We start from the raw sequence: 14830 nt of genomic DNA, 5'->3' as shown, positions 1-14830 counted from the left end.
TCCTATCTTAATTTATATTTGAGTTTTTATCAACTAAGCTTTTGATGAATTTTCATATGGCTGACTGCCGTAAGCTTCATATTCTTATAAGACAATAAACAGACCATCAATGTAAACACATCAGCAATCGGCTGCGAAAAATAAATCCCCGTCACTCCCAAATACCGTGGGAGCAGCAATATACACGGAATATAGAACAATCCCTGCCGTATTGTGGATAAAAACAAGCCATACCGTGAAGAACCAATTGTCTGATAAGTAATCGTCATCATATAGCAAAGGCCAAAAGCCGGATAAAGAATCACCTGCGAGATCAGCAGCCTTGCCCCATATAGAATGATCTCCGGATTGCGGTTAAATATCATAATAAGCGGCCGTGAAAAAACCACATATACAATGGCCACTGCTACGGACAGCATCAGCGTAGTTTTCTGCGCAAAACGGACGGATTCCCGGAACCGCCCTTCATTACCAGCGCCAAACGAATAAGAAGCCACCGGCTGATATCCCTGCATAAATCCCATAATGACATAACATCCTATCAGCACCAGCCGCTGTACCACTCCGTAAGCCGCTATAATGAGATCGCTGTCAGGAAGCAGGGATGCCTGCATATTGGTCAGCGATGTGGCCACAGCAAGGCAGATCTGTATAACAGCCGTAGGTATTCCGATCAGTATAACGGTCTTAAACAGCCGTGCAGAGGGCCTTACGAATTTCATCCGAACCTTAATGATGGAACGTCCGGAAGCATAAAACCACATCAGAATACCACAGGTCACAAACTGGGAAATAGTGGTTGCTAAAGACGCCCCTGCAACTCCCATGTCTAACCCCCAGTGAAACATAAATACAGGATCGAGAATCACGTTGAGCAGCGCTCCGGTAATCACCGCGACGGATGAAATGCGCACAGAGGACTCCGCCCGCGCCGCACAATTCAGGCTTTGTGCCGGAAGGTTGGCAAGAGCTGCGATAAACATCCAAAAAGCATATTCCTTTGCCTGCGGCATCACCGCCGCAGATGCTCCAAATGCTTTGAGCAGCGGCTCCATAAACACAATGCCGCCAATACATAACAGCATTCCGATCACTGCCGAAGCCGCAATTACGGTGGAAACCGTAGTATTGGCGCCGTTTTTATCATCTGCGCCCAATTGGCGCCCGGCCAGTACCGCAGCTCCTGCTGCGAAGATATTTTCAATGGATACAAATATCAACAGCAATGGAAGCGTTACCCCAACCGCCGCCAAAGCTGTTTCACTGTGCAGCAGACCGATATATGCGGTATCTACAATATTATATACCGCTTTAGCGAGCAATGCCATGGTGGCCGGAACCGCCAATTTAACGATCGCCTTTGACGGCTCCGTATCCGACAAAAGGGATTCTTTCAAAGCTTTATTTTCTTCATCTTTCATCATATCCTCCTGTCGGCCACGCCGTAAAGCAAAAGGTTTAAGATCCGTTTGCACTGGTTTTCATGCTGCTGTATTCCCGTATAATCAACTGTCTGCATCTGGTAACGCGTATTCACAAAATCCTGGAAAAGCCGGAATGTATGAATCACTTCGTCCACTGTGAATCCCGGCCTCAGCTTTATCTGGTTCAGCAATGATGTGAGGATTCTGATATTCATATCGTCAAATGCCTTCCTGATATCGGAAATATCCGTGGCCAGATGAGCCGGCGGCGTGATAACAGCGCTGCAGAATATCTTCAGATACAGAGGATTTTCTGCAAAAAAGTTAATCCTGACATCAAAATATTTTTGCAGATTTTCTTCCATATCGTCGCTGTCCAGCTCCATATGTTCTTCCATATATCCGGTCAAATTGTCAAAACAAGCCTTCACGCAGACCAGATAAAGCTCATCCTTATCCTTAAAATAATGATAAATAATTCCCTTTGAAATCTTACCCGTACTGCATATGGTGTTCATCGAAGCTTCGGCAAAACGTTTCTCACTGAATTCCTGCAATGCGGCGTCTATAATCTTTTGTTTGGTCATCAGGTTTTTTTCATCTCTATTCATTCCCAATCTCCTTTGCAATTATTGACCAACCGGTCTATTTTAATTGCATTGTATCATTTATTGACCGATCGGTCAATAAATAAACTATAAAGTTTATAAAGAATTCATTTCCGGGAACGGATCATCCGCAATAAGTAAAGGTATCATATGAAAATAGGATACAATCTCCGCCTCCACGCTCCACAAAAAATGACAGACAATTTTTCAACTGTCTGTCACCTTTTTAAGTTTTTTATTCAACACAATCAATGGATCTTCTTATCATTTACTGAACCCATACGCCTTCCCCATTGACCTTATATCCATCCGGCGTTTCCGTGTTAACCAGCATAGCTCCCTTCGTTCCATCTGAAACAAGGTTAAAATAGTACCACTTCTGATCAATCATCTGCCATCCAAGCTTCATCGATCCGCGGCTTCCGTCTGAAACTGGGTTCAAATAATATTTCCTGCCGTCAGCATCTGTATACCATCCGGTCATCATATATCCCTTTTCATCAAAACGGAACCAAAGACCGCCGTTCATCAGCCACTGGGAAACAGGATAGCTGCCGTCCGTTTTTTTGAACCACCAGCCGTTTGCATCCTGAATCCAGGTTCCTGCAGTCTCCAACGGGTCTTTTTTCACGCTTCGGGAACTGCTTGATGAACCTCCGCCGGAAGAACTTCCTCCGCCTGTCCATCCGCTATTGCCTCCGGAGGATTTAGCATCTCCTGCGAATAAAAACGTGCTGAATTTATCAGTTGTAAATGTGACTGTCTTATTTTCCTCATTCACCGGCGCATACAATTTGCTCTGCTGTCCGTTATGATAATGGTAAACTTCCAGGCTGCCCGGTTCTATGCTTTCGGGAATCGGCATTGTGATCACAACCGGGATATCCAATTCACTGACAACTGCATCATTGATTGCCAGCGACAAATCCAGCGGAATCTTCTTCGTTTTTCCTATAGAAGATGTGTCTATGGCTTCTGTGGATCTTCCCACCTGGAATGTAACGTCGGAATCCGCATCTGCATTCATGGCTGCTCCAACCGTCTTAATCTTTCCAGCGTCAAATTCACTGAGCAGTTCATTGTCAATTTTATTGCCCAATCCGATATTATATTCCAGGGAATAATCTCTTTCCACCTCTGAAATCTGTTTTACCAGGTTTGCATTGTTCTGGAATATCTTTGTTACATTTTCTTTGTTCAGCGCTTTTAATTCATCTACAACCGCTTTGCTCGGCTGGCTGATAATGTTGTTAATAGCCTTTTCCGTATCCTTTTCCGTTGTATCTTTTTTTCTGACATAGGCAAGCTCAACCGTATTGGACCTGACGCCATCTATCTCAAAACAAACCTCTACGGTACATGGACGATTGCTGGTAAAGCTGAGAACGGCATTTTTCTTATCCATAGCAATTCCGCTGGCGCCAATGGAACCGTCCTCCATATAGTAGAATATATCAGCTCCATAATTATATGCGTGTTGTAAGGCTTCGCCTGCTTTTGTACCTGAATACACATTTGCATCGTCATTTTCCGCTGACCGCTGTGATTTTGCGCGTCCGGACGCTGCCTTTGTTGTCTTCGTCTCTGCTTTGACCGTATCCTTTTTTGCATTGCTTCCGGATGCAGTCTCTATCTCTTCTTCCTCTTCATCATCTTCATAATAGGCGTTGCTTGGAGAAGCCAGTTCTTCCAAATATTCGAGATATTCCAGATCTGCGTCTTCAATGTACGGGTCTTCAATATATGGATCTTCAGTATCCAAGTCTTCAATCTCTAAATCTTCAATGACGTCCTCTTCCATCAAAAGATCAGCTTCCTCAGCGTTACTGTTGGATGCAACGGTAAATGATATGGGGATTTGAGCTCTCTCTCCCAGTTCCAATTCTAATTTTCCATCATAGTCCAACCGTACTTCTTCTATCTCCGAATACGGCGAGTTGGGAGTTGGTTCAGCCGGCATATGACCGTCGGAATCGATATAATACCAATCGCCATCAATCAAAAGCCACCTGTTCTTTGCCAGTGAACCGTTGGCTTCAGTCAAAGCGTAATACGTTTCTCCGTCCATTATAACAATCTGATCGTACAGCATATGTCCCATTTCGTCAAATGCATACAGCCGGTCATTAATATTCGTAATTGTATTGGCCTTTAATTTGCCATTTTCATTTTTAAAAAACCAATAAGGCTGATCATCTCCCGGTATTCTGCTGTCTCTGGCATACAGCCAGCCATATCTGGTAAATACATTGCCTGTGAAGTCAATAAAAAAGTTTTCTCCATTGATCTCCATGAATTCGTATGCCGCATCAACGCTGTTGCCCCGTTCCGGCTTAACCATATAGCCGTCCCCATCAAAATAGAAATAATGGCTTTCATCCATTTCTACCAGAGCATTCTTTATTTTGTTTCCATTTTCATCGAGGCAGCACCATTTTCCATCTTCTTTTACCATCCGTTCCATGCTGCTCTGCTGATATTCCGATACATCTGCCACAACAGAAATTCCCATGCTGCCGCACAGCATAACGGCCGATAATAATATGGCCGCTGCCTTCCTTAGTTTCTTTTTCACTTCTCAAACCTCCTGATCTGTTATTTTATCTAAAATTAAATAGTTCCCCTTCCCCTCCTTTACCATAAAAAAATGATGATTTCTTAAATGGATTATATCATCCATTTCCCATTAATACAACTAATAGTTATGTATTTTAAAGCTATTAGTTAATTACACTATGCATATAAACAAAGTACAATTTCTTTATTGGAGGATTAATTTATGAACTATATCGATTTAGGACGGCGAATCCGTGAAGAACGCCAAAAGCTGAACCTGACACAGGAAAAGCTTTCAGAATCCATTAATGTTTCAACCACCTATATTGGTCAGATTGAACGCGGGGAGCGCTGCCCTACTTTGGATACATTGATCAGAATTTCCAACAGTCTGGGAGTCAGCATCGACTACCTTCTCCGGGAATCCGTCACGCCATCCTCAACAGCCCTCATGAATCTATGGATTCAGCTCACCAGAGATCTGTCGGATAATGAGATGAAAATGATCATTGAACTGGTGAATGTAATTAAAAACCACAAAGCTTAATCCCCCGCTTTCCGCTGATATAGGCGTGCAAAGGGGGGCTTCGCGCCATTGGTAAACCTCGGTAATCTCATGAAGAATCCCATCCACACTCATGCCCTGCTGATATAATTGATAATAAACATTCAGATACAAATTGGGTTTTGACGCCTCTCCCGCCTTATCTATGTATACCGCATCCCCCACGCTCCCGTCTTCTCTGATATTCTTTTTTACAGTGACTTTGCATGTGTTCCCCAAATGTTCCTGCAATCCTGTTTTTACTGCCGTCAAAAATTCTTCATATCCCATATTTTCCTCCATTCCTCTTCCTCCATCCACAAAGAAAATAATCTAACTGCCGACCCGTTCTGATTTTAGTATAATAATCAAAAACGACAACTGATGTCATTCCGAAATTTATAATTACAGATTTTGAGTTTTTTCCAGACAAAAAAAGCCGTTCATCCTCCGTCTTGGATTCCGAACAGCTTTTCTCTGATACCTATGATTTATTAATTTATTCTTTGCTTCCTTTCCTGTCACCGATTCCGGCCAGCACCTCCACTTTATCGCCCTGGCTTCCCAGCCACATGCTGATCCCATAGATTCCGTACACTTCCATTTTTACAAGATATGTACCGTCTTCCCGCTTTTTATATTCCGCAGACGGAAGCCGGTCCAGCACTGTGTTAATATCCATTCCCCGATAAATGAATTCCACCCTTGTGAGCGGCCCGCTGAACATAAACGGCATCTTTTTCCGAAATTCCCCTTCTTCAATCCGGTCCTTATAAGGAATGGAAAATGTTTCATTTAACACCCGATAGCTTTCGATCCGGTCAATCCGGTAGATCGTGGGATATCCGGCATGATCCTTATCGCAGTCCTTTTCAAATCCCGCCAGATAAAAATAATATTCCGACGCCATAAGCCCCACCGGCTTGACTGTTTTCTGCGTCTCCACGCCGTCTAAACGCCGGTATCTCATATCCAGCTTCCTATGCGCATACATGGCTTCGCTCAGTTCCCATATCTTATCCACCAAAATCCGCTTATGATGGGGGCCTGTGTAGTGGAAAAGTTCATTATTGACCAGCTCAGTCATTTTCTTCTTCTCTGAAGGCGGAACGCAGGCATCCAAAAGCTTGCCGATCAGCGGCTTCATCTCTGAAGAATCCAGGGAACGGCTCTCTAAAAGCAGCTTCACAACGGTAAATAATTCCGCATTGGTAAGCCTGATTTTCTTTGCAAATTCCAGGCGGTACCCTTTTTTCTCCCTGTCATACACAATTTCTGCAATCTCACCGCGGCTGACTGTCTGATTCGAGAAAAAATTCCTCAGCGCGTCGATATCCCTCTGTATGGATCGGCAGTCCACCTGGTATTCTTTGGCCGCATCTTCTTTATTAATGATCTCTCCGTCCGACAAACGCATATACAGATCCAGCATTCTGTCGTATTTTAAATTGGCTTTTCCTGTTTTCATATTTACCCCCATCGTATAATCCTTTTGAAGATTATTATAAGATGCCGGAATGACAGAAATTGTCATTGTCTTATATTTAATGATCGGATTTTAAACCGGCTCCGCACATGGAGAGAAGGGCATCCCTTGCCGGCCCATATACTTCACAATACTTCTGATATGCTGCATAAGATGCAGCCGTTGTATGCTCGCAGTAGATTCCCTTAGCCGCCAAGGCCGCCCTTGCTTCCAGAATACGGTTTTCCGGAGCGGTAATCACCCGGATCTTATATTTATAGATATACTCCAGGATTTCCGCTCCTCTCATCGGCACTCCGATGGCAATTCCTTCCGCCATGGTGGGCTTTACCTCCACTTTCTCAGGCTTATGGCTGTGCAGTTCCACCGCTTTCATAAAAGGAGCACAATATTCGCTTTGGACAGCCACAATCTGAGGCATCCTGCCGATGATTCCGTTTTCCAAAAATTCTTCCAGCGCCTTAATTGCCCCGATAAACAGCGTCCCGTTGCCTAACGGAATGAAAAGATGTTCCGGAATTCTGTGGAGCTGTTCAAATATTTCATAAATATAAGTCTTAGTTCCTTCATAGAAGAATGGATTATATACATGGTTTGCATAATATTTCCCTTCTTCTTTCACTTTTGAACGGCACACATCCGCACAGTGGTCTCTGGAACCGGGCACAACATGGACCTCAGCCCCGTGGGATTTTATCATATCGATCTTCTTGGGCGACGTTCCTTCCGGCACGAATATCTCACATCCAATCCCTGCTTTTGCACAATAAGCCGCAACGCTGTTCCCTGCATTGCCGCTGCTGTCCTGCACCACAAAATCCACGCCTATGGATTTACAGTGGGATACGAGAACTGCCGCTCCCCGGTCCTTAAAGGATAAAGTGGGCATAAAATAGTCCATTTTCAGCAAAACATCATCCGAGAAACGGATGACGGGAGTCATTCCCTCTCCAAGGGTGATGTTCTTCCAGGAATCATCCAGAAGAGGCATAAACGCCCGGTACCGGAAAATCCCCCATGTATCCCGGTCTATAAGCTCTGGGGTGAAGGCCGAAGCTTTAAAGTCCAGTTTCCATAATCCGCCGCATTGGCAGGAGGGTTTCAGGGTTGTTACAGATTCTTCTTTTCCGCATTTTGAACAAATGTATTTCATTCTTGGTTTTCTCCTTATATTTGCCGGGATTTATCAACTTTTGTATATTTTTTAATAATAAATAATTACATTATTTCTGTCAATGTAACTTTTAATTCCGCTGTTCATCCTGCATTGTAAAAGGATCTCAAACGATTTTCATAAGAAAGAATCCCGCTTGCGGGATTCTCCGCCTGCGGCGGGTCGCTTCAGCGACATTATACCTCACCGCCGCAGTGCAATCCTGCCCGGAGGGCTTTTTGTATCATAGGAGCACTTTCCTATGATACAAAAAAAGAACAGCCTGAGCTGTCCTTTTCATCCTTTTGCTTCCGTCACCCTTTTACTGCGCCTAACATCACGCCCTTTTCAAAAAATTTCTGTAAAAATGGATAAATACACATTATCGGCAGCGTGCTCACAACAATCAGCGAGTATTTCAGAAGCTGCACGGCCTGAGGATTATCCGCACTACCCACGTCGCTGAGCATATCATTGGTCTGGCCCTCAATCAATATGTTCCTGAGAACCAGTTGAAGGGGAAATTTAGCGCTTGAACGAAGATAAATAGAAGCGTTAAACCAGGAATTCCAATGCGCTACCCCATAGTAAAGGACCAATACTGCCAAAGTGGCCTTTACAAGCGGTATCATGACGCGGATTAAAATTTGTCCGTGAGATGCGCCGTCAATCTCTGCGGCCTCTGCCAGACTTTCCGGCATTGACATAAATGCGCTCCTCATAATCAACAGATTACTTGTATTGATTGCATTTGGAATGATCAATGCCAGAATAGAATCCATCATGCCCAAATCTTTTATATTTAAATATGCAGGAATCATACCGCCGCTGAAATACATGGTTATAATGATAAATATCGTGAGCGGTTTTCTTAAAAGCAGCTTACGCAGGGACAGCACATAAGCGCCCAGTACGGTAAGCACCATATTTACCATTATCCCGGTAACCAGGATGATAAGCGTATTGCGGTAACCGCTCAACACCAGTTTGTTCTGAAATACCATGCGGTAACCGGCCAAAGTCATGTTTTTAAGGGGAAGAATGAGAAGGCCGTCATGTCCGATCAGCTTCACCGGATCACTGACAGAAGCAATGACCACATAATACAGCGGATATAAACAGGCAATTCCTATTATTATCAAAATGATATAGTTAAAAACGGTAAATATCGTATATCCTTTACTTTTATATGCCATAATTTTCTCCTACCACAATCCCATATCAATTGTCTTTCTGGATATCTTATTTGCTATGATCACCAGCGCAAAGTTAATGACAGAATTAAACAATCCGACCGCCGTACTAAAGCCCCAGTTGTACTCCAACAGTCCTTTTCTGTAAACAAACGATGAAATAACATCTGCCGTAGCATATATTTCCTCATTATACAAAAGAATTATTTTTTCATGTCCAATACTCATAACCTGCCCGATCCTCAATATGAACAGCATAATAATTGTGGGCATTAAACCCGGTATTGTAACATGCAGCATTTGTTTGAATTTATTGGCTCCATCCATTCTTGCCGCCTCATAAAGTCCCTGGTCAATTCCTGCCAGCGCTGATATGTATATGATGGCGCTCCATCCAATTGTCTGCCACAGACCGGAAATCACATAAATCGGAACAAAATAATTCTCCATAGATAATAAGGAATAAGTTCCATCCACAAGTCCCAATGATTTTAAAAATCCGGTGATAAGTCCATGATCCGCCACAAACAGGCGAATCATGCTGCAGATTACAACTAAAGATATAAAATGAGGCATATACGACACTGTCTGAATGCATTTTTTGAACTTCCTGTTCCTGACCTCATTCAGCAAAAGTGCAAGTATGATTGGCGCAGGAAATGTTACCAGTAATGTGGTCAGGCTGATTATCAATGTATTTTTTAATACACGCCCAAAATAGAACGACTGAAAAAATGACAGGAAATGTCCTAACCCATGATGGCTGGTCCACGGGCTTCCCCAGATTCCCTTCATCGGAACATAGTCCTTGAAAGCTACCAGAATACCGTACATTGGCTTATACGCAAACATCAGATAATATAACGCCACCGGGAGAAAAAGCAGGTAGGCTCCATAGTTTTTCTTCAAATCCTTTTTCAGTCTCAGTCCAAAAGGTTCTTTATAAATATTGTCTTTTTTCATATTAGCTCCTGCTCATTCAGCGCACCGCCATTAATATCAGGCGGCGCACTGAGATCATTCCATGATTATCTTGTATAATACTCATCCGTTGCTTTTTGAACAATTTCTAATAACCGGTCAACGCCCATTGCTTTTAAATTTTCCAGATATTTATCATAATTTTCGATCGGTTCCGTACCGCGGATAAATTTAATCGTCATTTCCTTTACATAAGTAGTGATATCACTCTTTAAGTTGCTGTATTCAGATAAATTATCCTGTGCAATAATAATTTTAGGAAGGAAATACTCATCCACAGTAGTATCTTCCCAGATCTTCCAGGCTTCTAACTGTTCCGGCATACCGCCTGTCTGCTCCTTCTGCTTGATATCCTGGACAAACGGGCCGTTGTCCCAGGAAAGCGTGTATTCCGACATCGCCTTTTTAACAGTCAGTCCATCCGGATTATTCATGATGTAATCTGTATAAACGGGTTCTCCGCTTTCCATATCGTAACTTTCCCCTTCAATGCCAAATACATATGTCATATGCCCTGGGTCCGTATATCCGTAATTCAAAAATTGGGCTGCCAGTTCCTTGTTTTTACAGCTTGTGGTTATCACCGCGGTCTTACCGATTACATCCGTCTTGTAAAATCCATATAAAGATTTCTCACCGTCATTTTTTACCAGGTTATGAATGCCTGCTAAACTGTAATCATCTACATCTTTATTCGTCTGCAGCCAGGTTCCGATACCTCCTCCCAACGCTCCGCTGGATGCGCCGGATGTGCCTGACAGCATATTCGCCGTAACCGTTTCTTTATCCGTAGTTGAGAAGTTGGGGTCCAACAATCCTTCACTGTACAGCTGGTTCAAATACTGCAGCACATCCTTATATTCCTGTTCCGCATATCCCACATGCACCTTGCCGTCCACCTGATAAATATCCCTGGTTACCAAGCCAAACGGTGATGTAATCACGCCATAGTCCAAAAGTTCCGTCAAATTCTCAGCCGTAATGGTAAATGGAACTGCCACACCTAATTCGTTCTTAAATGATGCCAGCATATCATGAAATTCCTGCGCCGTATCAATCTCAGTCACATCAAGCCCCAGTTCTTCACACCAGTCATCCCTCACCGTTAAACCATAGCCGGTTTTACACCTGTCATCGCCCATTATAAAAGTAAATCCAAACACCTGATTCTTCTGATTGGTACTCCCTTTCATAATATCTTCATCCGAATTGAGCACCGCCCAGTAATCCGGAGCATTTTTTTGCAAAAATTCCGCGTCCATAGGGAAGATAATTCCGTCTTCGATCGCCTTGCTCTCACCTCCGCTGTAATTGCTCTGAAAATTGAACAGAACAATGTCCGGCAGCTCGCCTGAGGCAAATAAAAGATTCATTGCCGTATTATTTTCCACATGTACCATTTCCAGTTCAATTCCCGTCTCTTCCTGTATTGCTTTCCCTATAGGAAGATCCGTCCAGCTGTCGTACCGGTCAGACCATTCTTTCGCAAGCGGCATGCCAAAGGTCAGCTTTTCGCCTGCATTAAGAGGATATGTCACGGCTATATCTCCCTCAACACTTTGCGTTGTCTCCTGTCCCGCTTCTAAAGCCAGCTTTGTTTGGGCGGGCTCTAAAGCAGAAGTTGTTCCTCCTCCATTGGAAGCTCCTCCGCATCCGCTCATAGTTAAAGCTGCCATAGAAATCGCGGCGCTTATTGCAGCTAATTTTCTAAATTGCTTTTTCATTATCATAAATACCTCCTATTTGTCATAACCTTCCGATTATCTGTTCTGATTTCATTTTATCGGATATCTTTCTGTATTATAAGAGACAATACCACGCATTAAAGGCCAAAAGACAACATTATTTTTTGTTATAACTGATTTTGTCCTCCCATCTTTTTTATTGTCCTGGACATTATTTTTTTAATATATTATAATCTGTTTACTAACCCGGAATCAAAATTATATTCTTAAAAAAGGGGTGATGACAGCATGAAAAATTTAATGCTCACACGAACGAAAACGGTTTTGCTGCAATGGATTATGACCTGTATTCTCATACTGCTCATTCCATTTATCACCATCATTGTCAATTACTATATCAGCAGAAAAATAATTAACGAACAGGTTAAAAACAGCAGCAATATTATTCTATCCCATATGCAGAACGCCATTGACAATAAGCTGCAGAGCATCCGGAATTTAAGTTATCTCCTGCTGCTCGACGACAATTTTATCAAGCTGTCTAATTCCTGGGATTCCGATGAGTTTTTTGACCTGGCTCAAACCTGCTATGATGAGCTTAACAGCTACAATTATGTCTACAACGATATCAATATACTGATCTATTATCCTTACAGGGATTATGTCATCACCACTGGAGTTTCCAATACGGCATCTTCCATTTACAATTCCATGTACTACGCTTCGAACAAAAACATGATATCCTATAATGACTGGCTTTCATTGATCGGAGATGATTATTCAAAATCATCTTATTTTTTCTCAGATTACTGCAGCTATAAAAATGCGGGTAAGGATTCTATCGTCTTTGGCTGTACCAGCCCCTTTATATATAAGGAAACCGCTAATTACAATCTTTTGGTTTCCTCACCTATGGATTTTATCGAGGATGACCTTACCGGCCTTCCTGACAGAACTTTTTTTATATGTAATCAGGATGGCACTATAATCAACCAATTCGGCACCCAATTAGACATTTCCCATCCGCTTCCGGTATCCAGCCCGGAAACTTCTGATTTGGTCCTGAACGGAGAAAATTACTACTGCTATTATGCCACTTCTCCCATTACAGGCTGGTTTTACGTATTATGTACTCCCCGGGCGCTTTATCTTCAGGATTCTCTGTTGATGCGCAATGTTACGCTTGCAAGCGCTATCATCTCCCTGTTAATCGGAATTACGATCGTTATCTACACGCAGTATCGTAATTACCGGCCCATAAAAAGAATCATGAATTTTATACCAACTTCAATTAAAACGGATGAACAAAATGAATTTCAGCAGATAGAACTTTATCAAGGTGAAATGCACCGATTAAATCAGTTCATGCAGAATAAATTAAACGATATATCAAAAAATGTCCGTGAACTCTATTTTTACTCTAAATTAAAAGGCATTAACTTTCATATTCAGGAAAATGATATTAACGCCGAGATGAACCTGGATTTTTCCGGCAAACATTTTGTAATTGCCTCTATCTATGCCGACAGTCACAGTTTTTCATCCGATGATATAATGAAAAACTGGGAACTTCTTCAGTTCGCCATTACTAACGTTTCGGATGAGATATTGCATGATCAACTGCCGCATGAACATATTCAGGATGAATTTTTCCATGTATTCTTTTTTATACTGAACGATAAACAGCTTGAAGATTGGAACCGATCCGGCCTTAGCTCGCTGAATCAAATATATGATTTTTTCCAAAACCAGTTTCATATTGACCTATTTATTACAGTCAGCCAGACTTTTGAAAATTTTGAACAAACCTCAGCTTTTTATTCCGATGTAATTACAACCTTTGAGGAACATTACGCCAAAAATGTTTCCGGCGTTTACCCCACGTCCCAATCGAAACAAAAGCACATTTTCTCCAATACAAAGTTCAGCGAATATTCCAAAGAAATCAATCTGGCCGTATTCCAGCATGATTATGATAGAGCAGCTGCCTCAGTACACAGCTATATAAACTATCTGCAGAACTACAATTGTTCAAAAATAATTGTGCGTTACAATGTTTACTCCCTGATTGCCACCATTCTCATGGATTCCGGAGACTATATCAGCCAAATAACCAGAGATACCGTTGAATCTTACCTGGCAAACTCCTTAAACTGCAATACACTGGAGGCCTATGAGTCACATATCAACCAATTGCTTCACTATCTGTGCGAACAGAACCTGAACTTATCGGATAATATTCAGGACCGGGAAAACCAACTGGTAAAGAAGATAAAAAATTATGTTGAAAATTACTATACCGATTACAATTTAAACGTTACTTCCGTTGCGGAAGCCGTTAATCTGTCCCCTAATTATATGTCAAAAATATTTAAAAACAATACGAAAGAAGGGCTTCTGTCCTATATCAACAACGTAAGAATCAATCACGCAAAAGAGCTTTTACGCACAACAAATATTAACGTAGACGAAATCGCCCTCATGGTCGGCTTCTCCAATTCCAGATCCTTCAGGCGAAACTTCCAAAACCTCACCGGAATCACCGCAACCGACTACCGCAACGACGTAATGTAATTTCAGTTAAATCTTTTTTTAACTGGCGAAGGTACGCCGGAAAGAAGGGGAAGCCCAGGCGGGTGGCGGAAGTAATCGGCAAAATGGGATTCGGGATTCGCCCCTAAGATGTACTAAGACCCGCAAGGACAAAAAGAGACAGGACCGCGCCCATTCGCAGTGAACTCCTTATGACTTCACTGCTCAAGGGGCGCTTAGAACCTGATTCGGAATTCAGTTTCTACCTGTCTCTTTTTATCCTTGCGGATCTAAGTACATCTAAGGGGTTCCATACGATCCCATTTCGCCGATTACTTCCGCCGCCCGCCTGGGCTTCCCCTTCTTTCCGGCTGTTGCTTGGCTAGCTAAGGGTAAAAAAGATTTGGTGGAGTAGTGAGTAAGTTTTTACATCAACCGTGAAGGCATTTCTGAAAATCCCTTGAAGATCTATGTAAATGCGGTTCTATACAACTACCTAAGCACATTTATTGTTTTTAACCAGGCTAGCGAAAACCAGCCCGGAATCGGGATGCGGGGAAGGGAGAGGCGGTCTTTACGGGAACCCGGGCGGGGGGAGAATGAAAAAAGGACAATTGGGATCGTATGGAACCCCTTTAGTGATTCTTAGGCACGCAAGTACAGAAAGA

The 14830-nt window shown here is 42.6% G+C and carries 10 protein-coding genes; 2 read left to right on the top strand and 8 right to left on the bottom strand.

The annotated features are described in order from the left end of the window. Window positions 1–29: 29 nt before the first annotated feature. The 3 genes from C0033_RS16540 to C0033_RS16530 all read right to left on the bottom strand — a co-directional run bounded on the left by C0033_RS16540 (window position 30) and on the right by C0033_RS16530 (window position 4607). A complete protein-coding gene (locus tag C0033_RS16540; RefSeq protein WP_103229003.1) occupies window positions 30–1421 on the bottom strand; it encodes an MATE family efflux transporter in 1392 nt (463 codons plus the stop codon). Next, window positions 1421–2035 carry a TetR/AcrR family transcriptional regulator gene (locus tag C0033_RS16535; RefSeq protein ID WP_103229002.1) on the bottom strand — a complete coding sequence of 205 codons (615 nt, stop codon included), beginning with the start codon at window positions 2033–2035 and terminating at the stop codon, window positions 1421–1423. Before C0033_RS16535 ends, C0033_RS16540 begins: the two co-directional genes overlap by 1 nt. A 265-nt stretch (window positions 2036–2300) precedes the next feature. Next, on the bottom strand, window positions 2301–4607 hold the full coding sequence (locus C0033_RS16530) for a hypothetical protein (protein ID WP_103229001.1): 2307 nt from the start codon (window positions 4605–4607) through the stop codon (window positions 2301–2303). 204 nt (window positions 4608–4811) lie between these two features. Here C0033_RS16530 and C0033_RS16525 point away from each other — a divergent pair, with 204 nt between their 5' ends. Further along, window positions 4812–5135 (top strand): helix-turn-helix transcriptional regulator, encoded by a 324-nt coding sequence (locus C0033_RS16525; RefSeq protein ID WP_103229000.1) that lies wholly within the window; start codon window positions 4812–4814, stop codon window positions 5133–5135. Between the two features lie 496 nt (window positions 5136–5631). Here C0033_RS16525 and C0033_RS16515 read toward each other — a convergent pair whose 3' ends face one another. The 5 genes from C0033_RS16515 to C0033_RS16495 all read right to left on the bottom strand — a co-directional run bounded on the left by C0033_RS16515 (window position 5632) and on the right by C0033_RS16495 (window position 11669). Further along, window positions 5632–6600, bottom strand: a complete 969-nt coding sequence (locus C0033_RS16515; RefSeq protein ID WP_103229111.1) for a WYL domain-containing protein — start codon at window positions 6598–6600, stop codon at window positions 5632–5634. A gap of 76 nt (window positions 6601–6676) precedes the next feature. Next, window positions 6677–7771, bottom strand: coding sequence for a threonine synthase (locus C0033_RS16510; protein WP_103228998.1), 1095 nt, complete (start codon window positions 7769–7771; stop codon window positions 6677–6679). A 314-nt stretch (window positions 7772–8085) separates the two neighbouring features. Then, a complete protein-coding gene (locus C0033_RS16505) occupies window positions 8086–8967 on the bottom strand; it encodes a carbohydrate ABC transporter permease (protein ID WP_103228997.1) in 882 nt (293 codons plus the stop codon). Window positions 8968–8976: 9 nt separating this feature from the next. Next, entirely contained in the window at window positions 8977–9927 is a 951-nt protein-coding gene (locus C0033_RS16500) for an ABC transporter permease subunit (RefSeq protein WP_103228996.1), read from the bottom strand. Between the two features lie 65 nt (window positions 9928–9992). Beyond that, on the bottom strand, window positions 9993–11669 hold the full coding sequence (locus C0033_RS16495) for an extracellular solute-binding protein (RefSeq protein ID WP_180994777.1): 1677 nt from the start codon (window positions 11667–11669) through the stop codon (window positions 9993–9995). Window positions 11670–11918: 249 nt separating this feature from the next. Between C0033_RS16495 and C0033_RS16490 the strand changes: the two genes are divergently transcribed. Then, window positions 11919–14204 carry an AraC family transcriptional regulator gene (locus tag C0033_RS16490; protein ID WP_103228994.1) on the top strand — a complete coding sequence of 762 codons (2286 nt, stop codon included), beginning with the start codon at window positions 11919–11921 and terminating at the stop codon, window positions 14202–14204. Window positions 14205–14830: the final 626 nt, after the last annotated feature.

Source organism: Clostridium sp. chh4-2 (assembly GCF_002899675.1).
Taxonomy (GTDB): domain Bacteria; phylum Bacillota; class Clostridia; order Lachnospirales; family Lachnospiraceae; genus CHH4-2.
This window is presented reverse-complemented; position numbering and strand designations above follow the sequence as displayed.

Coding starts and splice junctions, on each gene's coding strand:
- C0033_RS16540 (WP_103229003.1), bottom strand. CDS start 1,421: ATGAAAGATGAAGAAAATAAAGCTTTGAAAGAATCCCTTTTGTCGGAT.
- C0033_RS16535 (WP_103229002.1), bottom strand. CDS start 2,035: ATGAATAGAGATGAAAAAAACCTGATGACCAAACAAAAGATTATAGAC.
- C0033_RS16525 (WP_103229000.1), top strand. CDS start 4,812: ATGAACTATATCGATTTAGGACGGCGAATCCGTGAAGAACGCCAAAAG.
- C0033_RS16515 (WP_103229111.1), bottom strand. CDS start 6,600: ATGAAAACAGGAAAAGCCAATTTAAAATACGACAGAATGCTGGATCTG.
- C0033_RS16510 (WP_103228998.1), bottom strand. CDS start 7,771: ATGAAATACATTTGTTCAAAATGCGGAAAAGAAGAATCTGTAACAACC.
- C0033_RS16505 (WP_103228997.1), bottom strand. CDS start 8,967: ATGGCATATAAAAGTAAAGGATATACGATATTTACCGTTTTTAACTAT.
- C0033_RS16500 (WP_103228996.1), bottom strand. CDS start 9,927: ATGAAAAAAGACAATATTTATAAAGAACCTTTTGGACTGAGACTGAAA.
- C0033_RS16495 (WP_180994777.1), bottom strand. CDS start 11,669: ATGAAAAAGCAATTTAGAAAATTAGCTGCAATAAGCGCCGCGATTTCT.
- C0033_RS16490 (WP_103228994.1), top strand. CDS start 11,919: ATGAAAAATTTAATGCTCACACGAACGAAAACGGTTTTGCTGCAATGG.